Annotated in this window: 25 protein-coding genes; 15 read left to right on the top strand and 10 right to left on the bottom strand. The window is 65.4% G+C overall.

Annotation, left to right across the window (positions count from 1 at the left end; all coding sequences use genetic code 11):
- Positions 1-149 precede the first annotated feature (149 nt).
- Entirely contained in the window at positions 150-929 is a 780-nt protein-coding gene (locus AC1RQP_RS26305; RefSeq protein ID WP_239621068.1) for a protein phosphatase CheZ, read from the bottom strand.
- A gap of 314 nt (positions 930-1,243) precedes the next feature.
- Here AC1RQP_RS26305 and AC1RQP_RS26300 point away from each other — a divergent pair, with 314 nt between their 5' ends.
- The gene (locus AC1RQP_RS26300) at positions 1,244-2,044 is read left to right on the top strand and encodes a L,D-transpeptidase (protein ID WP_492939258.1); all 801 of its coding nucleotides are present in this window, start codon (positions 1,244-1,246) and stop codon (positions 2,042-2,044) included.
- A gap of 237 nt (positions 2,045-2,281) precedes the next feature.
- On the opposite strand, the gene AC1RQP_RS26295 is transcribed toward AC1RQP_RS26300, so the two are convergent.
- The 5 genes from AC1RQP_RS26295 to AC1RQP_RS26275 form a co-directional block, all read right to left on the bottom strand.
- A complete protein-coding gene (locus AC1RQP_RS26295; RefSeq protein ID WP_492939256.1) occupies positions 2,282-3,106 on the bottom strand; it encodes a DUF2076 domain-containing protein in 825 nt (274 codons plus the stop codon).
- A gap of 126 nt (positions 3,107-3,232) precedes the next feature.
- Positions 3,233-4,078: a ChbG/HpnK family deacetylase gene (locus AC1RQP_RS26290; RefSeq protein ID WP_492939254.1), complete on the bottom strand. Its 846-nt coding sequence runs from the start codon at positions 4,076-4,078 to the stop codon at positions 3,233-3,235.
- Positions 4,075-5,136 carry a glycosyltransferase family 2 protein gene (locus AC1RQP_RS26285; protein ID WP_239621075.1) on the bottom strand — a complete coding sequence of 354 codons (1,062 nt, stop codon included), beginning with the start codon at positions 5,134-5,136 and terminating at the stop codon, positions 4,075-4,077. The genes AC1RQP_RS26290 and AC1RQP_RS26285 overlap by 4 nt, the downstream gene beginning before the upstream one ends.
- An 86-nt stretch (positions 5,137-5,222) precedes the next feature.
- Complete coding sequence (gene hisG, locus AC1RQP_RS26280) at positions 5,223-6,200, bottom strand: ATP phosphoribosyltransferase (RefSeq protein ID WP_028179564.1); 978 nt, start codon at positions 6,198-6,200, stop codon at positions 5,223-5,225.
- A gap of 3 nt (positions 6,201-6,203) precedes the next feature.
- Positions 6,204-7,352: an ATP phosphoribosyltransferase regulatory subunit gene (locus AC1RQP_RS26275; RefSeq protein WP_239621077.1), complete on the bottom strand. Its 1,149-nt coding sequence runs from the start codon at positions 7,350-7,352 to the stop codon at positions 6,204-6,206.
- Between the two features lie 590 nt (positions 7,353-7,942).
- Here AC1RQP_RS26275 and AC1RQP_RS26270 point away from each other — a divergent pair.
- Together AC1RQP_RS26270 and AC1RQP_RS26265 are read left to right on the top strand one after the other, a co-directional pair.
- Entirely contained in the window at positions 7,943-8,581 is a 639-nt protein-coding gene (locus AC1RQP_RS26270) for a hypothetical protein (protein WP_492939251.1), read from the top strand.
- A 73-nt stretch (positions 8,582-8,654) separates the two neighbouring features.
- Positions 8,655-9,602: a helix-turn-helix domain-containing protein gene (locus AC1RQP_RS26265; protein ID WP_492939249.1), complete on the top strand. Its 948-nt coding sequence runs from the start codon at positions 8,655-8,657 to the stop codon at positions 9,600-9,602.
- Here AC1RQP_RS26265 and AC1RQP_RS26260 read toward each other — a convergent pair.
- Complete coding sequence (locus tag AC1RQP_RS26260) at positions 9,599-10,354, bottom strand: 16S rRNA (uracil(1498)-N(3))-methyltransferase (protein ID WP_492939247.1); 756 nt, start codon at positions 10,352-10,354, stop codon at positions 9,599-9,601. The genes AC1RQP_RS26265 and AC1RQP_RS26260 overlap by 4 nt on opposite strands.
- Before the next feature lie 209 nt (positions 10,355-10,563).
- Here AC1RQP_RS26260 and AC1RQP_RS26255 point away from each other — a divergent pair, with 209 nt between their 5' ends.
- Both AC1RQP_RS26255 and ubiA read left to right on the top strand, forming a co-directional pair.
- Positions 10,564-11,226, top strand: coding sequence for a hypothetical protein (locus tag AC1RQP_RS26255; RefSeq protein WP_239621090.1), 663 nt, complete (start codon positions 10,564-10,566; stop codon positions 11,224-11,226).
- Entirely contained in the window at positions 11,223-12,155 is a 933-nt protein-coding gene (ubiA, locus tag AC1RQP_RS26250; RefSeq protein WP_492939245.1) for a 4-hydroxybenzoate octaprenyltransferase, read from the top strand. Before AC1RQP_RS26255 ends, ubiA begins: the two co-directional genes overlap by 4 nt.
- 112 nt (positions 12,156-12,267) lie before the next feature.
- Here the strand turns inward: ubiA and AC1RQP_RS26245 are convergent, their stop codons facing one another.
- A complete protein-coding gene (locus AC1RQP_RS26245) occupies positions 12,268-12,786 on the bottom strand; it encodes a DUF6101 family protein (RefSeq protein WP_239621093.1) in 519 nt (172 codons plus the stop codon).
- 264 nt (positions 12,787-13,050) lie between these two features.
- Between AC1RQP_RS26245 and AC1RQP_RS26240 the strand changes: the two genes are divergently transcribed.
- From AC1RQP_RS26240 to AC1RQP_RS26210, 7 genes are all read left to right on the top strand, one after another.
- Complete coding sequence (locus tag AC1RQP_RS26240; RefSeq protein WP_492939243.1) at positions 13,051-14,454, top strand: TldD/PmbA family protein; 1,404 nt, start codon at positions 13,051-13,053, stop codon at positions 14,452-14,454.
- A gap of 182 nt (positions 14,455-14,636) precedes the next feature.
- Positions 14,637-15,443, top strand: a complete 807-nt coding sequence (locus AC1RQP_RS26235; protein WP_131869148.1) for a 3'(2'),5'-bisphosphate nucleotidase CysQ — start codon at positions 14,637-14,639, stop codon at positions 15,441-15,443.
- Positions 15,444-15,503: 60 nt separating this feature from the next.
- A complete protein-coding gene (locus tag AC1RQP_RS26230; RefSeq protein ID WP_028179575.1) occupies positions 15,504-15,746 on the top strand; it encodes a DUF4170 domain-containing protein in 243 nt (80 codons plus the stop codon).
- A complete protein-coding gene (locus AC1RQP_RS26225) occupies positions 15,743-16,462 on the top strand; it encodes a lysophospholipid acyltransferase family protein (RefSeq protein WP_492939241.1) in 720 nt (239 codons plus the stop codon). Before AC1RQP_RS26230 ends, AC1RQP_RS26225 begins: the two co-directional genes overlap by 4 nt.
- Complete coding sequence (locus AC1RQP_RS26220; protein ID WP_492939239.1) at positions 16,455-17,771, top strand: 3-deoxy-D-manno-octulosonic acid transferase; 1,317 nt, start codon at positions 16,455-16,457, stop codon at positions 17,769-17,771. The genes AC1RQP_RS26225 and AC1RQP_RS26220 overlap by 8 nt, the downstream gene beginning before the upstream one ends.
- Positions 17,764-18,780 carry a tetraacyldisaccharide 4'-kinase gene (gene lpxK, locus AC1RQP_RS26215; protein ID WP_492939237.1) on the top strand — a complete coding sequence of 339 codons (1,017 nt, stop codon included), beginning with the start codon at positions 17,764-17,766 and terminating at the stop codon, positions 18,778-18,780. Before AC1RQP_RS26220 ends, lpxK begins: the two co-directional genes overlap by 8 nt.
- A 255-nt stretch (positions 18,781-19,035) precedes the next feature.
- Positions 19,036-19,371 carry a GYD domain-containing protein gene (locus tag AC1RQP_RS26210; RefSeq protein ID WP_028181254.1) on the top strand — a complete coding sequence of 112 codons (336 nt, stop codon included), beginning with the start codon at positions 19,036-19,038 and terminating at the stop codon, positions 19,369-19,371.
- Between the two features lie 257 nt (positions 19,372-19,628).
- On the opposite strand, the gene AC1RQP_RS26205 is transcribed toward AC1RQP_RS26210, so the two are convergent.
- Positions 19,629-19,826, bottom strand: a complete 198-nt coding sequence (locus AC1RQP_RS26205; protein ID WP_492939235.1) for a hypothetical protein — start codon at positions 19,824-19,826, stop codon at positions 19,629-19,631.
- 500 nt (positions 19,827-20,326) lie between these two features.
- On the opposite strand from AC1RQP_RS26205, the gene AC1RQP_RS26200 reads away from it, so the two are divergent.
- Positions 20,327-20,635 carry a hypothetical protein gene (locus AC1RQP_RS26200; RefSeq protein WP_492939233.1) on the top strand — a complete coding sequence of 103 codons (309 nt, stop codon included), beginning with the start codon at positions 20,327-20,329 and terminating at the stop codon, positions 20,633-20,635.
- Positions 20,636-20,651: 16 nt separating this feature from the next.
- Here the strand turns inward: AC1RQP_RS26200 and AC1RQP_RS26195 are convergent, their stop codons facing one another.
- Positions 20,652-20,879, bottom strand: a complete 228-nt coding sequence (locus AC1RQP_RS26195; protein ID WP_028181257.1) for a DUF2093 domain-containing protein — start codon at positions 20,877-20,879, stop codon at positions 20,652-20,654.
- 193 nt (positions 20,880-21,072) lie between these two features.
- Between AC1RQP_RS26195 and AC1RQP_RS26190 the strand changes: the two genes are divergently transcribed.
- Together AC1RQP_RS26190 and AC1RQP_RS26185 are read left to right on the top strand one after the other, a co-directional pair.
- Positions 21,073-21,897, top strand: a complete 825-nt coding sequence (locus AC1RQP_RS26190; protein ID WP_492939231.1) for a dienelactone hydrolase family protein — start codon at positions 21,073-21,075, stop codon at positions 21,895-21,897.
- A 252-nt stretch (positions 21,898-22,149) separates the two neighbouring features.
- On the top strand, positions 22,150-22,299 hold the full coding sequence (locus AC1RQP_RS26185; RefSeq protein ID WP_162832052.1) for a hypothetical protein: 150 nt from the start codon (positions 22,150-22,152) through the stop codon (positions 22,297-22,299).
- Positions 22,300-22,381: the final 82 nt, after the last annotated feature.

Here is a 22,381-nt window from a genome sequence, read left to right as displayed (position 1 = left end):
CATTGGAATGCGCGGAGAGATACCCCTCATCCGGCGCTTCGCGCCACCTTCTCCCACAAGGGGAGAAGGGGCAGTCTCTTGTTAGGCGATAGAAATCAAAAAAACGCCGGCCCTGGGCCGGCGTTTTATTTTCTGTCGGTCTTGTCCGCTCAGTCGAACAGCGCGTCGATGTCGTCCTGCGAGGCATGGCCGACGTCGCCGGCGAGCTTCGGGCCGTTGAGGAGCTTCTCGTCGTCGCTGCGGTTGTCGACATGCGCGGGCACATGGGCCTTGATGGCGTCGACGCCGCCCCAGATGTCCATCATCGCATTGATGTGCTGCTCGATGAACTTCATCGTGGTCATGACCTTGCTGATGCGCTGGCCGGTCAGGTCCTGGAAGTTGCAGGCCTCGAAGATCGAGATGACGCGTTCCTGGATGTCGTCGGCCAGCCGCTTCTGCTGATCGGCCGAGTCCACCTTGGACATTGCGCTGGCGGCCTGGTCGATCGATTCAGCGGCTTCGAGGATCTGCTGGGTCGCCTGCTCGGTGCCACCGACCACCGCGCCGAGCTCGCCATTGACCTTGGCCATCTCGCCGCCGTCGAAGCTCTTGCCGTGCAGCGTCGCGATCTCGCGCTTGGTGCGATCGATGGCATCGTGGATGAGGTCGAGCTCGACCTTCAGCTTCTCGCACTGCTCGATCTGTGCCCGGTAGGTATCGAGCATGGTGCGCGCTTCGGCCAGCTCGTGGGCCGTCGAGGCGTCGATCGCCGCCATGGCTGCGCTGCCGGACAGCGGGGCGGCGCCCTTCGCCATCTGTGCGCGGATCGCGCGCAACTCGGCCATGATTTCGTTATGCATCGGGGGGGCCTCTTCAACTACATCTGGAATGGGCATCTCGCCACCGACGATATCCTCGACACGAAAACGTTTGCGGTGAACAGCCATCAGGAAACTCCCCCCACCTCATTCACGCGTCTTTGTAGGCACAAGCGATTTAACACGAAGTTCACAGCGGGAACTGCCAGTCGGCCGCGGGCGACGTTGCGCGAAGAAGCGATTAACCATGGACGCGCGGCGTTCATGGAAAATAAACGCTGATCGCCGAATTGCGTCGCCACTCGCGACGTGGTGAATCCAAACGGCCGATGCGTTTACCAAACGAAACGGCTTTTGCTCTTTATTGACCACGTCGCGGCGCCGATCAGCCAGGCAGCTTCCGCGACGCATGTGATCTAGACGAAACAGTACAGAGTACGTCGATGTTCAAGAAAATGTCTGTCGCGCTGCTCGGCAGCGCTTGCACCTTCATGGCCGGCACCAGCGGCGCCGGCGCCTTCGACAACAGCGTGCCGAACGATCCGCCCGCAGTGCTCTACGCGCCGCAGGTGCCTCCGGCGCCGGTGCGCGTCGCTTCCAATTCGAACCTGGGGGGCGGCTTCATCGAGTTCCTGTTCGGCGACGGTCCCGGCCGCGGTCCGGCTTACGCGCCACAGCAGCCGGTTTATCAGCAGCAGCCGGCCTACTACGATCAGCGCCGTCTGCCGCCGATGGGCGAGCCGCAGATGCAAGGCGCAGCTCTCCAGCAGGAGGCGATCGATCCTCGGCAGCGTCCGTTCGATCCGAGATTCGAGAAACAGCTCGTTGACTATAACGGCAAGGAAAGTCCCGGCACGATCGTTGTCGATACGCCGAACAAGTTCCTCTATCTCGTCGAGGGCAACGGCAGGGCGATGCGCTACGGCATCGGCGTCGGCCGGCCCGGCTTCACCTGGTCCGGCGTGAAATCGATCACCGCCAAGCGCGAATGGCCAGACTGGACGCCGCCGGCGGAAATGCTCGCGCGCCGTCCCGATCTGCCCCGGCACATGGAAGGCGGTCCGGAAAATCCTCTTGGTGCCCGCGCGATGTATCTCGGCTCGACGCTCTACCGCATTCACGGCTCCAACGAGCCCTGGACCATCGGTACCAACGTCTCCTCCGGTTGCATCCGCATGCGCAACGAGGATGTCATCGACCTGTACGGCCGCGTCAATGTCGGCACCAAGGTCGTGGTGATGTGATCTCTTCTTCCCCTCTCCCCTTGCGGGAGAGGGTGGCTCGCCGCGGAGCGGCGAGACGGGTGAGGGGTATCTCTCCGCATACTCGATAGAAGCCAATTCGCGGAGACAACCCCTCATCCGGCGCTTCGCGCCACCTTCTCCCACAAGGGGAGAAGGGAAGATACCTGCGCGATAGTTGAAAATATAAACGGCCGCCCCGTAGGCGGCCGCTTTGCTTGGGGCGTTACACAGCAGCCCTTACGCGTAGTCGCTGCCGCCGTCGTCGTCGCCGCCGAAATCGCTGTCGTCGGCCATGTCCATGTTGTCGTCGCGATTGTCGTCGTAGTTCTGATCGTTGTTGTCCCGATCGTTCGAGGCCTGGTCGACGAAGCCCTGGCGGGAATCCTGGTTCGAGCCGATGTCGTTGAGGCCGGCATCGCGCGACAGCGATCCGCCCGACTGGTCGCCGCCGCCCCAGGGGCTGCGGTCGCCCGCGGCGTTGGTATCGCCGAAAGCCTGCTGATGCGAGCCACCCATCATGCCGCGGATGCTGGAGAGCAGCAGCGAGCCGCCGACGACGCCGGCCGCGGCCGCCGCCGCCGTGCCGAGGAACGAGCCGCCGCCGCCACCGCCCACGGGCGGGGCACCATAACCTTGTCCCGGCCCTTGCACCGGCCCTTGGCCGTAAGCCTGTCCATAAGGCGGCTGGCCGTAGCCTGGCTGCGTCTGCTGCGTCGCCTGGCCGGTGTTCCAGACCGGTCGCTGCTCACGCGGCGGCACGTTCGGAACCGAGCCACGCGAGGGGCTGCCGCCGAACAGCGAGTCGCGCATGGTGTCGAGGAAGCCGCCGGACTGGGCCGGCTCGGGCGCTTGGGCGGCCTCAAGCTCCTGGATGCGGTTATGAGCGCGCTTCAGCGCTTCGTCCTGCAACAGCGTGGTCTGCACCAGCGCATAGACGGCGCCGGGCGCCTTGCGCAGACCGTCGGAGATCGCGGCGGTCGCATCGGGATCGCGCGGTGCATTTTCCAGCTTTGAAAGCCGGTCAAAAAGGTCGTCGACGAGCTGGCGTTCCTGCGGCGTCATGATCTGTCTCCTTTGCGCAAAATCAAGCGCGCAGGAGATGTAGGGTTCCATTGTGGCCCCAACAGTGCCGGCCGGATTAAATTTCCGTATGCGACAAGCTGCCTCCTGGCCCACGTTTCGCCGGGTTCATCCCAGTGTCACGTTGCTGTCCGTCAGCAGGCGCGCAAAGGCGTCGCTGGCGAGATAAGCGTGCTCGCGCTCGCGGACATCGGTCATCGGGTCGAGGCGGGCGAGGACGTCATCGACGAAGCCGGGATGGCACATCACGAGGCCGCCGTCGGGAAGGCCTTCCAGGAACTGCCGCATCAGCGCGCCGAAATCGGCGTCGCGCGTAAAATCATAGGCGCCGGCGAAGCCGGGGTTGAAGCTGAGGCCGGCGCTGCCGGCGCGGCGGCGGAATTGCGCGCTGAGACTGTCGAGCACCATGGCTTTTGGTGAGGCCAGCCGTTGCCTGAGCGGCAGATCGCGGCCGCCCTGACGCACCCAGGCGCCCGGCGCAGTCTCAACGACCGCATCGACGAAGCCGTCGCGCACCTGCGGGTAGAGCTGCACATGCTGGTGGCCGTCGACGAAGTCGGGGGCGCGCCCGAACGCTTTCATGAAGGCTGCCAGCTGCGCCTTGACTTCGTTGCGGAAGAATTCCCGGTCGAGCCGCCGCAGAACGCCCGCGCGCAGCAGCTTCGGAAACGGCATGAACATGTCGCCGTCGAGCGGTCGGAAATGCATGGTGAGCGGCCGGAACGGCGCCGACAGCGTCACGTGCAATCCGATCGTGCAGCGCGGGCTCGTCTTTGCTGCGGACTGAAGCGCCTCGATCTCGCTGCGCGCGATCGCCGGACCCACCATCATCACCGAGGTGGCGTTGAGACGGCGGCGTTCGATCAGGTCGCGAATGGCGCGGTTGACGGCCGGGCTGATGCCGTAATCGTCGGCGCAGAGCCAGATTCGCCGCGGGCTCGCGGCCGCCCTCATTCGGCCGCCGTCCTGTTCGGGGCGTCCTGGCTTGAAGGGTCCTCGGCCTTGCCGGCCTCGAAGTGCTTCTCGCTGTGCTCGGCGACGAAGTAAATCGGGCGCGCCTTCAGCTCGGACAGGATCTTGCCGATATATTCGCCGACGATGCCGATCATGATGAGCTGCACGCCGCCAATCGTCATCAGGCCGATCACGAGCGAGGGATAGCCGGGCACCTGCTTGCCGGTCGTGAACACCTCCCAGAGGATCGACAGCCCGAACAGGAAGGCACCTCCGGCGAGGATGACGCCGAGCAGGCTGGCGAAGCGCAGCGGTGCCACCGAGAACGAGGTCAGGCCCTCGATCGAGAGGCCGAGCAGGCTTGCGGCGTTGAAGGTGGTGACGCCATGGGCGCGCGCCGCAGGCTCGTAGTCGACGCGGATCTGGCGAAAGCCGATCCAGCTGGCGAGGCCTTTGAAGAAACGGTTGCGTTCCGGCAGCTGCCTGAGCGCGGTGACCGCGCGCGGCGAGAGCAGGCGGAAGTCGCCGGCGTCCTCGGGAATCTTCTGGCGTGCGCCCCAATTGATCAGCGCGTAGAAGCCGTGCACCGCGACCCGGCGCAAGAAGGGCTCGTTGTCGCGATGCGCCTTGGCGGTGTAGACGACGTCATAGCCGTCATCGATCCAGTGCCGCACCAGCTGTTCGATCAGCGCCGGCGGATGCTGGCCGTCCCCGTCCATGAACAGGACGGCGCCGAGCCGGGCATGGTCGAGGCCCGCCATCAGCGCGGCCTCCTTGCCGAAATTGCGCGACAGCGACACCACCTGGACGTCGATCGCGTCGGCCGGCAGCGACCGCGCGATCGACAGCGTCGCGTCCTTGCTGCCGTCGTCGACGTAGACCACCTCGCAAGTCAGCCGATAGCGCTGCCGCAGCGTCTTTGCGAGATCGCAGATGCGCTGATGCAGGGCAGCGAGCCCCGCCGCCTCGTTGTAGACGGGGACGACTATCGACAGCCCCTTCGCGGCGGCGCTCGCTGCGGTGGTCGTCATGCCTGATACGTCAGAGCCCAGCGTCATCGATCAAGGTTCCAGAGGCGTTTAGATGTTCTCAACAGCATATGGTAGCTGCCGCTTGCTGTCGCTATCCTGAACGAACCCGAGGCTCACTGCCCGAGGAACGCCTCGAGCTTGGCGAACAGCGGGTTCTCCCGATCGAACACGTAGTCCAGCGAGACCACCGAGACGGTCTCGGCGCCATGCTCGCGCAGGAAGCTCGCCAGCGCATAGAGCTGACCCGGCGGGCAGTGCAGCGTCAGCATGCCTGACGAAGTCGGACCGCCGAACGGCGCCTCGACTCCGTACCGGCTATGGGCCTCGCCGAGCAGGGCAGCGTCGCATTGCCGGAAGCGGGTGCGGACTTCGCGGTACTTGTTGGCCCGCGCCCGCGCTGCGATGTGATCGAGGATGACACGCGCCGTCTCTCGCGCCTGCGGCGACCAGTCGGCCCCTTTGGATGCCACCAGATTGGCCTGGCTGCGCAGGATTGTACCGTCGTCGAGCACCCGCAAGCCGTTGGCGGCGAGCGTTGCGCCCGTGGTGGTGATGTCGACGATCAGCTCGGCGCTGCCGGCCGCCGGCGCGCCTTCGGTCGCGCCTGCGCTTTCGACGATGCGGTAATCGGTGATGCCGTGGGCCTGGAAGAAGCCGCGGGTGAGGTTGACGAACTTGGTCGCGACCCGCATCCGCATGTGATGCTGCTCGCGGAAGCCGGTGGTGACATCGTCGAGGTCCGCCATGGTGCGGACGTCGATCCAGGCCTGCGGCACCGCGACGACGACGTCGGCATAGCCGAAGCCGAGCCCTTCGATCAGCGACACGCGCTTGTCGGCATCGGCGATGTTCTCGCGCACAAGGTCCTCGCCGGTGACGCCGAGATGCGCAAAGCCGCGGGCGAGTTGCGAGGCGATCTCGCTCGCCGAGAGATAGGCGACCTCGACATTGTCGAGACCTGCGATCGTGCCGCGGTAGTCGCGGGCACCGCCGGCCTTCGACAGCTTGAGTCCGGCGCGGGCGAAGAAGGCCTCGGTATTCTCCTGAAGGCGGCCCTTGGAGGGAACGGCCAGAACGAATGGCGCGCTCATGACTTAAGCTCCCACCTTGCGGCCGATCTTCGTCAGCGCATCCACCCAGACCGAGAAGCCGACCGCGGGAATAGGTTCAGCCGAGCCCAGCTGGGTCATCAGTCCATCATAGCGGCCGCCGGCGACCAGCGGCTCGGCGCCGTTGCCCCGGTGATGCAGCTCGAATTCGAAGCCGGTGTAATAGTCGAGGCCGCGTCCGAACGCGGTCGAAAAGCGCGTCTGCTTCACCTCGATGCCGCGCGCCGCCATGAAGCCGACGCGGCTCTCGAACTGATCGATCGCCGGGGCGAGATCGAGCTTCGCGTCGGTCGTGAGTGCGCGCAGCTCGGCGATGGCGTCGTCGGGATTGCCTGATATCGACAGGAAGCGCTTGAGCACGGCGATCGCCTCGCGCGGCAGCGCGCCGCCCTTCAGCGTCGATTGCTCGAGGAAGCGATCGGCGATCTCGGCCGTGGTGCGCCCGCCGACATTGGTGGTGCCGGCGATCGACATCAGATCGGTCACGAAGGCGAGTGCCGCCTTGCGGTCGGAGCCGGCGAGGGCGGCCAGGACGCCCTCGTATTCGCTGCGCGTCGCGGTGCTGGCGGCTGCCAGCCGCTCCAGATCCTGCTCCAGGCTGATCTTGCGGTTGAAATCCTTGACCAGGCGGCGGCGCCAGACCGGATAGAGGTTGAGTGCATCCAGCAGGGCATTGAACAGCGCGACGTCGCCGGTGCGGATCTCGACATCGCGGACGCCGAAGGCGGCGGTCGCCTCCAGCGCCAGGGCCAACATCTCGGCATCGGCCGCGGCGCGGTCCTGGCGGCCGAACGATTCGATGCCGGCTTGAAGGAATTCACTGGCCTGGCCGCTACGGTAACGAAACACCGGGCCGAGATAGCTGAACCCGGCCGGCTGGCCGGCGCGGGTCGAGGCGAGATAGTCGCGCGCGACGGGAATCGTCAGGTCCGGGCGCAGGCAGAGCTCCTCGCCGGAAAGGTCCGTGGTGAGGTACAGGCTCTTGCGGATGTCCTCGCCGGAGAGATCCAGGAACGGCTCGGCCGGTTGCAGGATGGCGGGCTCAGCCCTGATGTAACCGGCCTGCGCGAACGACAAGAGCAGCGTATCCGCCCAGGCGGAGCCGGCAGCATTTGAGGTGGCAGTCGCGGTCATCTCAGGGTCCATCGGCCCGGTGGAACCGGGCAGGGCAAGGAAGGAATGGGAGTTGGCGCAGCCCTTAGCATGGCCCGAAAGCGGTTTCGACCTCCAAAGGATCAATCGCTTAACGAGTTTGGAGCGACGCCGGCCCCGTCGGCAGGGTGTAGAAAGTGGCATCGATTAGGTAATTTGATACCGAATTCCGATGGATCACGTTTCGTCGCGGGACGCGCCGAACGAGGGTGTTCGGCTTCATTCGGTTGGGCCGGGGCCTGGGGCTGATTCCACGAATGATGCCTCGGTCACGGCAAAGGTCGCCCCTGGCGTCGCGGATCCCGCTGCTTCCGCGAGTTGCTCCGCCAGGTCGAGGACCCTTCCCCTTCTGCGGGGGTCCGTGAGGCGGAGAAACGCCGTGATGAGTCGCAGCGGCTCGCATGGTCCCGCCTCGGGCACAAGGTCGTCATTCATTGCCATGTCTTCCATCGCGATCGCCACCTGGACGGCGCCGGCATCGTCGAAACTGTTGGATGCGCGCTCGCGCAATGAAGTCTTGGCGGCCAGGGTCCGGCAGGCACGTCGAAGGTCTCGTCGACAACGATGTCCAGATGCAGCAGCAGGCCGGCGTCACAATGAGAAACTACGGACGGCTGGCAAGTCGTCGCATACTCATTTTGAGTATGGCCGATGATCCGTTCGCCATAACCATCGTTTACAAGATGAATGTTGGTTTTCGATTCATGCGCAATGCTTCAGATATCATCCGGACGGTCTCGCGGCACACGCTAGCCTATATGCTGTTCTCGATGAGCGAGTTGTTCCGGCACTACGACGAATTCGATCCGCTGGACCTTCTGATCATTCATGCGGTCCTGAACGCCAATGTCATCCACGTGATGAACGATCCGGCGTTGGACGAGAAATTTTCCAGCATTCATGCCGTCGAGCCGGATGTGATCAAGCAGGGAGTCTCTCGTGCCGCACTCTCCCGCTTCCTCAGCCTGCCATTGGAGACGGTTCGCCGTCGTGTGACAGGACTGAAGAGGCGGAAGATTCTCGCCGAGACAAAGGCCGGACTCATCGTGACCGAGCAGAACGCATTCAGGTTTGGAAACAACCACGAACTGCAGAAGACGAACATGCTGTTGCTCACGAAGCTGCTTCGCGATCTCAGGCGTGCCGGCATCAGCGGGCCGGATGATCTGCGCGCCTCCAGGGGCGCGACGTCCGCAAAGAAGGCAAAGTAAGCGACACGATATGGATCAAGGCCATCTCGATACTGCACGCGACGGAGCGCGAGAGCTGGCGACGGACCGCTTGATGTCCTTCCAGGAGCTCAAGCCATCGTCGGCCCTCGAGCTCAGGGCATATGACATCGACCATTTCGGCGAGACCGAGAGATATGCCGGCGCATCCAGCATGCCGTTGTCGGTCGGGGCGACGGCAATCATGCGGGCTCGGCTGAGCCTGCCGACCCTGACCCTCTCTCTGGTGAAGACCTTCCCGAGGATCGTTCGCGGCTATCAATTGACGGATGCCGCCGCCGTCGTGGTGCCGATGGATCAGGTGACCTCGGCCCGCATCAACGGGCAATCAATGGGCCGTTCCATCGTCGTTCTGACGGGCAGCTCCGATTGCCTGGTCTATGAGCCGGAGGGCCGGCTGATGGCTGTCGTGTATCTCAGTCCGCCGCAGCGCGAACCCTGGGCGCAACTGGGTGACGGCTATTGCCTGGTGAACCCGCCGTCGGACGTTCTTGCCTCGCTGCGCCGCCTGATCTCCGTCACGCTGGAAATCGCGGCACATGATCCGGACTTCCTGAACGAGCCGATGTCGCTGACCGCCGTCGAGCAGTCCCTGCTCAGCACGATGGACGCTGCGCTGCGCACCAGCGCGAGCGGCGGACCTGCGTCGTCCGCCACGGATGGCTATCGGCGGATCGTCGCGGACATGGAAAGATTGATCCGACAAGACCTGACGGTCTGGCCCAGGACGCCCGAACTGGCCGCGCAGGTGGGCGTGTCCGTCCGAACTCTCCAGAGCGCGACGCAAGCCATTTGCGGCATGAGCCCGCATCGCTACAGCCGGGTCCTGCGGCTCTGGTCGGTGCGCAAGCAACTGCGCATCGGTCCCGGGCAGCGCAGTGTGAAGGCCTGCGCAATTGCGCACGGCTTCTGGCATCTGAGCGAGTTCGCGGCGAGTTACAGGGCGGCCTTCGGGGAGCTGCCGTCCGAGACCCTGCGCCGCGCGATGCGGGAAACGATCTAACCGCGTCCACCGCCCCAGTCGCCCAGCACCGCCTGCACCAGCGCAAGGGCCGCCACCGCGGCGGTGTCGGCTCGCATGATCCGCGGGCCGAGGGCCAGCCGCAGGATCTTGGGCTGCCGCAGCAGCAGTGCCCGTTCCTCCTCGGCGAAGCCGCCTTCGGGGCCGATCAGCACGTCAATACCTCCGCCGGCCTCACGGGTGTTTTGCAGGCTCTGAACGGGGTCCTGGACCTCCGCCGCCTCATCGCAGAAGATCAGCAGGCGGCCCGCGGTGCGCTGGCTCAAGAAACGCTCCAGCGGCACCGGCTCGGCAACGGTGGCGATGCTGAGGATGCCGCATTGCTCGGCCGCCTCGACCACATTGGCGCGCATTCGTTCGGTATTGACCCGGGAGGCCTGGGTAAATCTTGTCAGGACCGGCTGTAGGGCCGCGGCGCCCATCTCGATCGCCTTCTGCACCATGTAATCCAGCCGGGCATGCTTGAGCGGCGCGAAGACGTAAGTGAGGTCGGGTAGCCGGTCCTGGGGCCGGGTCTGCTGGAGGATCACGAGGCCGTCCGGCCGCTTGCGGCCTTCGATGGCCGCCTGCCACTCGCCGTCGCGGCCATTGAAGGCCAGGACTTCGGCCCCGGCGGCAAGCCGCAGCACGTTGCCGAGATAGTTGCTCTGGTCGCGGTCGAGCGGCACCCTGGCGTCCTGGACGAGGGCGGCATCGACGAACAGGCGGGGAGCGCGAAAATCGTGAGAGGGCATCGTCAGAGGTCCGATTTGCCGCCGTTCTTAACCGAAACCAGTAGTTTTGGGGGTAAATATCGCCGAATTGGTGCGTCCCAGCGCCGCGCTCTTGCCCTATTCCACGGGTTGTTAAGGGCCGGCGGGAATCGTAGAAAAGCGAACATGCTGGTCGCGCTTCAATTGGGAAGACGCCGCCCCCGTAAGCTCCTGCCGGAGAGACTGCCTTCATGATCCGTCGTCTGATGGTTCCGATCACTGCCGCCATGGTCGCCATGGGTGCCGCGGGCGCTCATGCGCAAAGCGCCTTCCCGGCGCCGCTGCCCGGCCAGGCTGCCACCAGTTCCCCCTTTCCGCCCGTGAACGGCGCGGCGCCCGTCGCCTCCGTCGGCACGACGCCGCAATCGTCCTTCCCCGTGAACGGCGCCGCCCCGGTCGGCGGTGCCGGCGCCTTCAGCGCGGCTCCGCCGACGCAAGCCGGTCCCGGCGAGGACTGTATGAAAGCGTTCATGCCCCTGCGCGAAGAAGCCGAGAAGCGCGGCAAGCTGATCAAGGCGGCGAGCGACCGTCACGCGCCGCCGGACGAGGCCTGCAAGCTGATTCGCAATTTCAGCCAGTCCGAGACCAAGATGATCAAGTACATCGAGGCCCACGCCGCCAAATGCGGAATCCCGCCGCAGGTCGGCGCGCAGATGAAGGACGGTCACAAGAACACAGAGGCGATGGCGGCGAAGGTCTGCAACGTCGCGCTGCAGATGCAGCAGCAACAGGCGCGTCCGGCCGGCCCGTCCCTGAGCGAGGTGCTGGGTTCGGGCTCGGCGCCCGAGGTCAATGCCGGCAAGAAGGGCGGCAGCACCTTCGATACGCTCAACGGCAACGTCCTGACCCGATGAGCGAGACATCCGCCCGCGTTGCCGATTCTACCGGCAACTGGGTCGATACGCTCGCGCCGCATTGGGCGCGGCCTTACCTGCGCCTGTCCCGCTTCGACCGTCCGATCGGCTCCTGGCTTCTCCTGATGCCATGCTGGTGGTCGGCGGCGCTCGCCGCCGGCATGGCGCATGACGTCCGCGGCGTGCCGCTTACCATCGTGCTGTTCTTCATCGGCGCCTTCGTGATGCGCGGGGCGGGCTGCACGTGGAATGACATCACCGACCGCGATCTCGACGACAAGGTCGAGCGCACGCGCTCGCGGCCGTTGCCGTCAGGGCAGGTGACCACGAAGCAGGCGCTGGCCTTCATGGTCGCGCAGGCGCTGATCGGCCTCCTGGTGCTGCTGCAGTTCAACCGCTTCGCGATCGCGACCGGCATCGCCTCGCTTCTGATCGTCGCGATCTATCCCTTCATGAAGCGCATCACCTGGTGGCCGCAGATCGTGCTCGGGCTTGCCTTCTCATGGGGCGCCTTGATGGGATTTGCCGTCACGTTCGGACACATCGACGTCACCGCACTCGTGCTCTATGCCGGCGCGATCTCCTGGGTGATCGGCTATGACACGATCTATGCGCATCAGGACGCCGAGGACGACGCGCTGATCGGCATCAAGTCGACCGCGCGCCTGTTCGGCGCGCACACGCACCAGGCGCTGATCCTGTTCTACGGGCTCGCGGTGATGTTGATCGGCATCGCGCTGGCCTCCGCCGATGTGCGCTGGCCGGCCTGGCTCGGGCTCGTGGCCTTCGCCGCGCATCTCGCATGGCAGATCGCACGCCTGCGGATCGACGACGGTGCGCTGTGCCTGCGCCTGTTCAAGTCGAACAGGGATGCGGGGCTGTTGCTGTTTGCGGGATTGCTGGTCGATGCGGTGATGCGGGCAGCGTAGCTGTCGTACGGTGGGCAAAGGCGCACTTGCGCCGTGCCCACCATCTCTCAATGATTGATGAAAAAGGTGGGCACGCTTCGCTTTGCCCACCCTGCGGCACCGTGATTGCCGCTCAATCCCTTGCGATGATCTCGCGTTCTTCCCGATGAACCGGGAGCTCGCGCGCCATGCCGGTGCGCCGGCGCATCAGGAATTTCGGGCGGCGGGCGCGGATCGCGTTGGCGCGGCGACGGCGCGGCGCTGGCTTGCGGGCGCCTTCGTCGAGCTGCGGCAGCGCGAAGAGCTCGCTCCAGATCGCCCAGGCTTGCGCGATCTCGTCGGCATCGGCGCCGACCAGCAGCGGAATGGACAGCGAGGGATCGCGATGCACGAGGACGAGCGTCTGCGCTTCGTCATTGCCGCGCAAGGCGACGCCGGTGAAGTCGGCAACGCGCACGTTGATCGCCATCTGCATGCCGCGGACGGCACGGCGCAGCACGACACGCTCGCGATGAAGCTCGATCTGCCTGACATGTCCGTCGGCGCGCGGGTCATGCGCATCGAAGCGGACCGGAAGGGAAAGGGGGTCGAGCCGCAAGGAGCGGCTCGACCCGGCGGGAGCGATCCCGCATGTTGCTGTTTGACGCCTCACGGCTTTAGTTCTCCCCGCCGGGATTATGTTCCCGGTCGATGCGAGGACCTTAGCGCGTGCCTTTCCGAAACCGCTTAAAAAGCCTGGTTAACCCACCGTCACCGCTACTCATGATTGACAAGACCTTGGCGCGCATGATTGACGAGACGTTGCGCCGAAGTTGCGAATCTGAGCTTTTGGCGGGCTGAAAATGCTTGAAGTCCGCGCTATCAGGGCACATCTGTGAGTTCCGGCCCCGAACCCCGCCCCAACAGGATTTCGTTCGTGAACTCTTCACCAAGCTCGACGCTTTCGACCCAAACATCGTCGCAGGCCAATCGCGACCTGTTCGATCAGTCCGCGCTCTCCGATCTGGCGCAGCGGCTGGTCGAGGCGGCCAGGCGTGCCGGCGCGGATGCGGCCGATGCGGTCGCGGTGCGCGGCGTCTCGCAGGGCGTCGAGGTCCGCGACGGCCGTGTCGAGGAGTCCGAGCGGTCCGAGGGCGACGATGTCGGCCTGCGCGTGCTGGTCGGCCAGCGCCAGGCAGTGGTCTCGACCAACGACGTCAGCGGCGATGCCGTGACCAAGCTCGCCGAGCGTGCGGTCGCGATGGCGCGTGTTGCGCCCGACGACAAATATGTCGGCCTCGCCGATCCCGCGCTGCTCGCGCGCGATTTCCCCGATCTCGACCTGCTCGATCCCGATGTGCCGGCGACCGCCGAGCTCGAGCGCCGCGCGCTCGCCGCCGAAGCTGCGGCGCTCGGCGTGAAGGGTGTGACCAAGTCCGGCGGCGCCTCGGCTTCCGCCGGCATCGGCGGCATGGTGCTCGTGACCTCGACCGGCTTCCATGGCTCCTACCTGCGCTCCAGCCAGGGCATTTCCGCCACCGCCATATCCGGCGAAGGCACCGGCATGGAGCGCGACTACGACTTCACCTCGGCGCCGCACGGCGCCGATCTGTTGTCGCCGGAGACGGTCGGCCGTTCCGCCGGCGAGCGCACCGTGGCGCGCCACAATCCGCGCAAGGTCGAGACCTGCAAGGTGCCGGTCGTGTTCGATCCGCGCGTTGCCGGCTCCCTGGTCGGCCACCTCGTCGGCGCCATCAACGGCGCCTCGATCGCGCGCAAGACCAGCTTCCTGAAGGACAAGCTCGGCCAGCAGCTGTTTGCGAACAACATCCGTATCATCGACGATCCCTTGCGCAAGCGCGGCCTGCGCTCGCAGACCTTCGATGCCGAAGGCGTCGCGGTGAAGAGGATCGCGCTGGTCGACGAGGGCGTGCTGACGACCTGGCTGCTCGATTGCGCCACCGCGCGCGAGCTCGGCCTCACCACGACCGGCCATGCCCATCGCGGCGTTTCCTCCTCTCCCTCGCCCGGGCCGTACAATCTGCATCTCGAGGCCGGCACGCCGACGCCGGCCGAATTGATCTCCGATATCAAGCAAGGGTTCTATGTCACCGATTTGATCGGCTCCGGCGTCAACGGCGTCACTGGCGATTACAGCCGCGGCGCCTCCGGTTTCTGGATCGAGAATGGCGAGATCACCTATCCCGTCAGCGAAGTCACGATCGCCGGGCACCTGTTCGAGATCTTCAAGTCGATGCAGCCCGCGAACAATCTCGAGTTCCGCTACGGCATCAATGCGCCGACGGTGCGCATCGAGGGTTTGACGCTTGGCGGACGCTGATCGAGCAGAGGCGAGTTGGCTCACCTCTCCCGTAGGGAGAGGTCGGATCGCATCGCAAGATGCGATCCGGGTGAGGGGTTACTCTCTCTCGTGGGACCTGCGCCCCCTCACCCGGTTTGCTGCGCAAATCGACCTCTCCCCGATGGGGAGAGGTGGTCCTCGCATGCGGCCCGGTTGACCCGATGACGCCTGTTCTCGACGAAACCATTCTGGCCCGCGACGCGGCGCTGCTGAAGGACACGGTGCGGGAAGCGGGCGCGCTCGCGCAGTCGATGTTTCGCACCGAGCTGAGAAAGTGGACCAAGGGCGCGTCCTCCCCGGTGTCGGAGGCCGACATCGCGGTCAACGATCTGCTCGAAGCGCGCCTGCGTGCTGCGACACCCGACTATGGCTGGCTGTCGGAGGAGAGCGCCGACGATGCGGCACGGCTCTCGCGGCGGCTGACATGGATCGTCGATCCCATCGACGGCACGCGCAACTATCTGGGCGGTCATGACGAGTGGTGCGTCAGCGTGGCGCTGGTGGAGGACGCTTCGCCGGTGCTCGCCGCGGTGTTTGCACCAGCGAGCGACGAGTTCTTCTTCGCGGTGCGCGGCCAGGGCACGACGCTCAATGACAAGCCGGTGCGGGCGACGTCCGGATCCGAGCTCGACTTCGCCCGCGTCGCCGGCCCGAAGCCCCTGGTCGAGCGGCTGAAGCCGTCACTCGGCGAGATCAAGCTGCATCGGCGAATCGGCTCGCTGGCGCTGCGGCTGTGCCGGGTGGCCCATGGCGCGCTGGATGCGGCTTTTGCGGGGGGCAACAGCCATGATTGGGACCTTGCGGCGGCCGATTTGATCGTGCAGGAAGCGGATGGTAGGATGAGTGACCTCTCCGGAGAACCCATCCTCTATAACCGCCGGGAAGTGGCGCACGGAGTGCTGGTGGCAGCGGGACGCGATCGTCATGCGGGCATTGTCGCGCATTTTCGCAACCGTCCCTTGGCCTGAAGCGCTTCGTCGTGCTTGTCGGACACTGCTTTGCCGGGCAGCCCGTTAGGAACAGAACTCATGCCAGATAGTGCCCCGCAACAACTGCTCCACCTCGTCATCGGCGGCGAGCTCGTCGATCTCGAGCACAACATCTTCAAGAATCTGGATGACGTCGACATCGTCGGCCTCTATCCGAACTATGCCGCCGCCCACGCCGCCTGGCGGGCCAAGGCGCAGAGCACGGTCGACAACGCACAGATGCGCTATTTCATCGTCCATCTCCACCGGCTGCTCGACCCGAATCAAGAACCGGCGCGTTGAAAAGACTGCTTCGCAATACGCTGCGAAGCAGCTGGTTTCAGCGTGCCGTCGGGGTCCTGGCGGCCGAGTATCTGCGTCTGGTCTGGCGGACCAACAAATTCACGTTCGATCCCCCGGACGTCTATGAACGCGTCGAGCCGCAGCTCCCCGCGATCTTCGCGTTCTGGCACGGCCAGCATTTCCTCACGCCCTTCATCAAGAATCAGGACAAGGCCTCCTATCGGGCCAAGGTCCTGATCTCCCGCCATCGCGACGGCGAGTTCAATGCGATCGCGGCCGAACGGCTCGGCATCGGTACCATCCGCGGCTCCGGCGACCATGGCGGGGCGTTCCACCGCAAGGGGGGTGTGGGCGCCTTCAAGGAAATGGTGCGGACGCTTCAGGCCGGTTGTAATGTCGCGTTGACCGCCGATGTCCCCAAGCGCTCGCGCGTGGCGGGGCTCGGCATTATCATGCTGGCACGGGAATCGGGACGGCCGATCATGCCTTTCGCGATGGCGACCGGCCGCTTCGTCCGGCTCAAGAACTGGGACCGCACCACCATCAATTTGCCGTTCGGGCGGGGCGCACTGGTCGGCATCAAGGAAATCCACGTTCCTCCGGATGCCGATGCCGCCACGATGGAAGCGTTGCGGCAGGAGCTGGAAGACACGTTGAACGAAGCGACCCGCCGCGCCTACGCCCAACTCGGCCGTCCGGGACCGGAAGATGCCTAAGTCGCTGCCCATTGCGCTGCCGATCACGCTGCGGATGTATCGGCGCCTGGCCTCCGGCCTGGTGCCGCTCGCGCCTGCACTGATCAAGCGGCGGCTGAAGCAGGGTAAGGAGGATCCCGCCCGCGTCGGCGAGCGGCGGGGGCTGTCCCGCGACGTGCGGCCGCATGGCCCGCTGGTCTGGATCCACGGCGCCAGCGTCGGCGAAGTGCTGGCCGCGGCGGCGCTGATTGGGCGCCTGCGCGATCTCAATCTGCGCATCCTGCTCACCTCGGGCACCGTCACCTCGGCGGCGGTGGTGGCAAAGCGCTTTCCGCCTGACGTCATCCATCAGTACGTACCGTACGACTCTCCGCGCTATGTCGCGCGCTTCCTTGATCACTGGAAGCCGTCACTGGCGCTGTTCATCGAATCCGACCTGTGGCCGAACCTGATCCTCGCCGGCGCGGCGCGCCGGGTGCCGATGGTGCTGATCAACGGGCGGATGTCGCCGCGTTCCTTCCCGCGCTGGCGGCGCATGCGCGGCACCATCTCGGCGCTGCTGTCGCGGTTCGACATTTGTCTTGCGCAGTCGAAGACTGATGCCGAGCGCTTTTCCGCGCTCGGTGGCCGCGACGTCGTCACCACGGGCAATCTGAAGCTGGACGTGCCGGCGCCGCCGGCCGATGCCGCAAAGCTCGAACGGCTGATGGCGATGACGCGCGGGCGTCCGATCATCGTGGCGGCCTCGACTCATCCGGGCGAGGACGAGATGCTGATCGCGGCGCATCGCAGCCTCTCCGGTTTCTTCCCGCAGCTTCTCACCGTGATCGTGCCGCGGCACCCGGATCGCGGCTCCGCAATCGCGGGCCTGGTTACGTCCTCCGGCCTGAAGCCCGGCTTGCGCTCGCGCGAGGAGCTGCCGACGGCCACGACCGACGTTTATGTTGCCGACACCATGGGTGAGCTCGGCCTGTTCTATCGTCTCTCGCCGATCGTGTTCATGGGCGGATCGCTGATCCACCATGGCGGCCAGAATCCGATCGAGGCGATCAAGCTCGGCGCGGCGATCGTCCACGGTCCGCACGTCTTCAACTTCGCCGACGTCTATGAAGCGCTCGACGGCAGCGGCGGGGCGCGCCAGGCCGATACGCAGGAGGCGCTGGTCAAGCAGCTCGGCCTGCTCCTGGCCGAGCCGATGGTGCGCGACAAGATGCAACGCGCAGGCTCAGGCGTGGTCGAGCAGCTCGGCGGTGCGCTCGATCGCACCATGACCGCGCTCGAGCCGTATCTGCTGCAGTTGCGCATCGAGATGGGGGCCGCGAATGCGTGAGCCGGCCTTCTGGTACCGGCCACATTCCCCGCTATCGCATGTCCTCTTTCCGCTGGGTGCGCTCTACGGCGCCGTCACCGCATGGCGCATGCAGCGCGACGGCGTGGACGCCGGCATTCCCGTGATCTGCGTCGGCAACTACCATGTCGGCGGCGCCGGCAAGACGCCGACCGTGCTGGCGCTCACGAAGCTGCTTCGCGAGCTCGGCGAGACGCCGGTCGTGCTCAGCCGCGGCTATGGCGGGCACCTGAAGGGCCCGGTGATGGTCGACCGCGCCCGTCATACCGCGGCCGACGTCGGCGACGAGCCCCTGATGATGGCACGCGACGTCCCGGTCGCAGTCGCGCGCGACCGGCTCGACGGCGTCGCGCTGGCGAAATCGCAGGGCGCCACCGTGATCGTGATGGATGACGGTTTCCAGAACCCGCGCCTTCTGAAGGACGCGTCGCTGATCGTGATCGACAGCGAGCGCGGCCTCGGCAACGGCCAGGTGTTTCCCGCAGGTCCCTTGCGCGCGCCGCTGCAGGCCCAGCTCGCGCGCACCGACGCGCTGGTGCTGATCGGCGATGGCCGTGCCGCCAACGATGTCGCGGCCGAGCTTGCCAAGCGCGACAAGCCGGAGCTGCGCGCACGCCTGAAGCCGGTTGCGGCCTCGCTCGCGCAGCTGACCGGCAAGCGGGTCTTCGCGTTCGCCGGCATCGGCGACCCCGAGCGCTTCTTTCGCACTCTGCACGCCAGCGGCATCGCGGTCGCGCGCACGCGCGCCTTCGCCGACCACCACGCGTTTTCGCAGGACGAGATCGCAGCGCTCGCAGCGGACGCGCGGCGCGAGCAGCTCACGCTGGTGACGACAGAGAAAGACCTTGCACGCCTGCGCGGCCGCGCGGACGTGCCCGACGGCATCGTGCCATTCGCCGTTGAGCTCGAGTTCGACGAGCCGGCAAAGCTGAGGCAATTGATCAGCGATCATCTCTACAGGGCGCGCGAGCGGCGGTTCAGCGCGCGGTGATCTCGTGCACTAGGCAAGCGTCTCTGCCATAGCTCATGCAGCGACGTGTCGCGGGTGACGAATTCTCTTCCGCGCTCTTGGCAGTTGATGTAGCCTTTCACGAGAGCCGTCACCAGGACGTGCCGAACTCCCGGCAATCATAGACGGCGTTTATGCCCACGGCGGGCGCGATCTTATTATTTCAGATGCGACGGCCGCAACGACCAGTTCGGAGCGGCAGGGAGAGTCATTGCCAAAAGCAGAGGAGAACATGCCATGCATTTTTGCCTCACCGGCCAATACACACCACGCGCTCTCAACGCCATCTTGGAAAACCCGGCAACCAATCGCCAGGAGGCCGCCAGGAAGCTCATTGAAGCGGCCGGTGGAAAGCTGATTTCAATGTACAGCGTTGCGGCCGACGGCCCTGGCGTCCTGGTCATTTTCGATGTGCCTGATCCCAGTGCGGCTCCGGCCATTTCCGGCCTGACCGTCACGGCGGGCACCCTGCAGGACGTGAAACTGGTCCGGTTGTTCACGCAGGACGAGATCAAGCAGGTCCGTCAGAACGCGGCGAAGCTGCGTTCTTCGTATACCCCGCCTGGAAGCTGATATCCGGATCTGACGCGCAGCCGCCGCAGCCGAACGACGCGGCGGCTGTGCTCATGTCGAAGCCAGAACCATGTCTGCAACGAGGCGAGGGAGCCTGCTCACCACGCCCCGACGGCCATTAATGCGACGATGGTCACGCACGACATGCAGGCCACGATGACAGTGTAGCATTCGGGTGTATTCATTGCTGTCTCCCAAACTGTTGCCAATTGCTTGGTCACTGCTACGCGGGAGTGATCGCCGGTCTTGCGGCCGCTTCAGTTCGGCATGCCCTGACCGGTCTTGCGGCGTGCGTCCGTTCTCTCATCGTCGTCCTGCTTCGCAGGATGATGATCCGCTTCGCGAGTTTCAGAGCGTTCAGCGGCGATCAGAAGCTGCTTGCGCATCTCGGCGAGACGGGCGCGGCAATATTCACGATAGAGCAGGTCCAGTATGGCGGGCATGATCACCCCCATCGTTTGACTTTCAATCTACAGATATTCCACCGCGAATTTTCGCCATGATCGTAGCCTGTCAGATGGCTCTTCGGTATGAGCCCGTTCACAAACTGTGCAAATTCCGAAGCTCGATGGCTGTTTAATTGATCTGATCGTCTGTGCGAAAAGGAACAGCGCTGATTACCTAACATGCACTTTAGCAGCGATCTGTTTCGCCAAGACTTCGTCAAACAACTCAAGGGCGCCGAACGGCAACGAAGAATCCAACCACAGCGCGAAATGACTCGCCGCGGAGTGCACGCAACTGTTCGATGCAACTCGGAGCGGCACGGAGATCACGGCTGCGAGACCGCCGGATCAGGCACGCGAACATCGTCGGGACGCGAAGCACTCATCCCCGTGCTTCGCCATAAGCTGCACCACGTGCGCCGCTGCGTCTGCGTGTTGTCGGTCCTGCAGGTCATTCAGGCGGCATTCATCGCAAGACTTCTATCGGTTCGGACGATCGGGAGAATGCGATGAAATTGCCGTCCGCGACTGTCGCCGCCAGCCTTGTGTGTCTGATCATTGCGCCTGTGTTTGCTGCGCAAACCACGCCGTCCGCTGCTCCCAGCGCGGTGCCGGTTCCCGCCACCAAGCGGGTCACGTGCCTGGCTACGACGCAAAGCCTGAAGGGACAGGACAGGCGCGACCAGCTGCAGCTCTGCATGGCGCAGGCGCGGGTCGATTGTCTGAAGCAGGCGATCGATCAGAAAATCGTCGCAGAGGCCCGGAAGGATTTCATCAAGACCTGCGCAGGCTCGTCGGATGGCACGGAGCAGCGATAGCCGCGCGCCACGGGCCTTACGGCTGCGGCTTGAGCGCGCCGGGGAAATGCCGCTGCAGCACCGCGACGGGTGTGGCGTAGGCCTCCTGCAGATCCACGCTCCAGTACTTCAACTCGTCGAGCGGAATCCGCGTGTCGGTGATCGCGCAGCGCACGAAGGTCCCCGGCGAGATCACGCGGAAATCGCCGTCGAGATACTGCACCTGCGCTTCGCCATGGCCCGAGGGGCCGAACTTGTTGAGCACGGTCGAAAGTCTCCGTGGAAGGCCCCTCCCAGAAAACCCTGGAGGGCACGATGTGTTGGCTTGGATGTAGCATAGATAGGGTGGCTTGTCCGCCCGTCAAACCCACCGGTTCGTGATGTTTTACCGCCGTTTCTGCGTGATAAGGCCTCGAGCGAAGGATCGCTGGTTCCGGCATCTTGTCCGGCAGAGTCCGATGCACTTTCGACTGACCGCCCTGTTCCTGGCGCTGCTGGTATCGGCCGCGCATGCCGCACCGGCGCCGCAGGCGGTCGACATTCCGCTCGCGTCCGGGGTCCTCCATGCGCAGCTCTACAAGCCCGAGGGCGCAGGCCCGTTTCCGACCGTGATTGCGCTGCATGGCTGCGACGGCCTCGGCGGCCATTCCGATCCCGTGTTGCCGCGCTATCGAGACTGGGCCGAGCGCCTGCTCAGGGCTGGCAATGCCGTGCTGCTGCCTGACAGCTACGGCTCGCGCGAGCTCGGGCCGCAATGCCGCGTCAGGGAGATGCATCTCAAGGCGCGGCGCGAGCGCGTCGCCGATATCGCGGCCTCACGCGCCTGGCTGATGAAGCAGGCCTGGGTGGCGCACGACCGCGTCAGCCTGATCGGCTGGGCCAATGGCGCGAGCGCGCTGCTCTGGGCCGTGCGCCCGCAGAGCGCAGCGCGCGATCTCGGTCCGGATTTTCGCGCCGCGATCGCGTTCTATCCGGATTGCCGGATCTCGGCGGGTTTGGGGTGGAGCACGCGGGTACCGACGCTGGTGCTGATCGGCGCCGACGACGACGTGTCGTCGCCGCCGGCCTGCCGCCAGATGGTGGACGGCGCGCGCGGCCGCAGCGCGCTCGCGCGCATCGTGGTCTATCCCGGCGCCGATCACGATTTCGATCGCGCCAACATGCCGCTGCACGCAGCTGCCGGCAGCAGCGAGGCCGGCGCGCCCGAGCGCGGCCATTTCGGCATGGACGCCGAGGCGCGTGCGGAATCTCAGAACGACGTCGCGCGATGGCTGGCGCGGTGAGCGGTGATGAAGCTCCAGTAGCCCGGATGAGCGAAGCGACATCCGGGAAGACTGTCCCCGCATATCGCTTCGCTCATGCGGGCTACAATCCCCAAGCGGGGCCGCCCGAGGAACAAATTGGGCGGGCAGCCCCGCATCGACCACCGCCCTGCACGGAGTATGGCCGACCGGGAATCTACGGCCCCATGCTGCGCCGGTTTCAGCTGTGACCGTGCCATCATTCGACCACGATGGCGGTTAAACGGGTCTCACATGCGCAACCGCATCGTCCTCTTCGCCTCCGCCCTGATCGTCTTCACCGTGGCGATCTTCCTGTTCGAAGCCCGCGCCGGCGCGCCAATGCTGGCGCCGGAACATTGCGGCTTCTGGACCACGATCGACGCGGGACTGTCCTGCCGGTAGGACGCGCCGTCTTCGTAATGACGAGTGCTCGGCACTCTGGCGCGCCATACTCGGTGTCATCGCACGGCTTGACCGGGCGATC

Source organism: Bradyrhizobium sp. GW821-FHT13H06 (genome assembly GCF_058803975.1).
The sequence above is the reverse complement of the archived record's forward strand: the minus strand, read 5'-3'. Positions and strand labels throughout refer to the sequence as shown.

Bases quoted from the DNA above. Each gene is read 5' to 3' on its own strand.
- AC1RQP_RS26305 (WP_239621068.1), bottom strand. From the start codon at position 929: ATGGCTGTTCACCGCAAACGTTTTCGTGTCGAGGATATCGTCGGTGGC.
- AC1RQP_RS26300 (WP_492939258.1), top strand. From the start codon at position 1,244: ATGTTCAAGAAAATGTCTGTCGCGCTGCTCGGCAGCGCTTGCACCTTC.
- AC1RQP_RS26295 (WP_492939256.1), bottom strand. From the start codon at position 3,106: ATGACGCCGCAGGAACGCCAGCTCGTCGACGACCTTTTTGACCGGCTT.
- AC1RQP_RS26290 (WP_492939254.1), bottom strand. From the start codon at position 4,078: ATGAGGGCGGCCGCGAGCCCGCGGCGAATCTGGCTCTGCGCCGACGAT.
- AC1RQP_RS26285 (WP_239621075.1), bottom strand. From the start codon at position 5,136: ATGACGCTGGGCTCTGACGTATCAGGCATGACGACCACCGCAGCGAGC.
- hisG (WP_028179564.1), bottom strand. From the start codon at position 6,200: ATGAGCGCGCCATTCGTTCTGGCCGTTCCCTCCAAGGGCCGCCTTCAG.
- AC1RQP_RS26275 (WP_239621077.1), bottom strand. From the start codon at position 7,352: ATGACCGCGACTGCCACCTCAAATGCTGCCGGCTCCGCCTGGGCGGAT.
- AC1RQP_RS26270 (WP_492939251.1), top strand. From the start codon at position 7,943: ATGCAGCAGCAGGCCGGCGTCACAATGAGAAACTACGGACGGCTGGCA.
- AC1RQP_RS26265 (WP_492939249.1), top strand. From the start codon at position 8,655: ATGTCCTTCCAGGAGCTCAAGCCATCGTCGGCCCTCGAGCTCAGGGCA.
- AC1RQP_RS26260 (WP_492939247.1), bottom strand. From the start codon at position 10,354: ATGCCCTCTCACGATTTTCGCGCTCCCCGCCTGTTCGTCGATGCCGCC.
- AC1RQP_RS26255 (WP_239621090.1), top strand. From the start codon at position 10,564: ATGATCCGTCGTCTGATGGTTCCGATCACTGCCGCCATGGTCGCCATG.
- ubiA (WP_492939245.1), top strand. From the start codon at position 11,223: ATGAGCGAGACATCCGCCCGCGTTGCCGATTCTACCGGCAACTGGGTC.
- AC1RQP_RS26235 (WP_131869148.1), top strand. From the start codon at position 14,637: ATGACGCCTGTTCTCGACGAAACCATTCTGGCCCGCGACGCGGCGCTG.
- AC1RQP_RS26230 (WP_028179575.1), top strand. From the start codon at position 15,504: ATGCCAGATAGTGCCCCGCAACAACTGCTCCACCTCGTCATCGGCGGC.
- AC1RQP_RS26220 (WP_492939239.1), top strand. From the start codon at position 16,455: ATGCCTAAGTCGCTGCCCATTGCGCTGCCGATCACGCTGCGGATGTAT.
- lpxK (WP_492939237.1), top strand. From the start codon at position 17,764: ATGCGTGAGCCGGCCTTCTGGTACCGGCCACATTCCCCGCTATCGCAT.
- AC1RQP_RS26210 (WP_028181254.1), top strand. From the start codon at position 19,036: ATGCATTTTTGCCTCACCGGCCAATACACACCACGCGCTCTCAACGCC.
- AC1RQP_RS26205 (WP_492939235.1), bottom strand. From the start codon at position 19,826: ATGGGGGTGATCATGCCCGCCATACTGGACCTGCTCTATCGTGAATAT.
- AC1RQP_RS26200 (WP_492939233.1), top strand. From the start codon at position 20,327: ATGAAATTGCCGTCCGCGACTGTCGCCGCCAGCCTTGTGTGTCTGATC.
- AC1RQP_RS26190 (WP_492939231.1), top strand. From the start codon at position 21,073: ATGCACTTTCGACTGACCGCCCTGTTCCTGGCGCTGCTGGTATCGGCC.
- AC1RQP_RS26185 (WP_162832052.1), top strand. From the start codon at position 22,150: ATGCGCAACCGCATCGTCCTCTTCGCCTCCGCCCTGATCGTCTTCACC.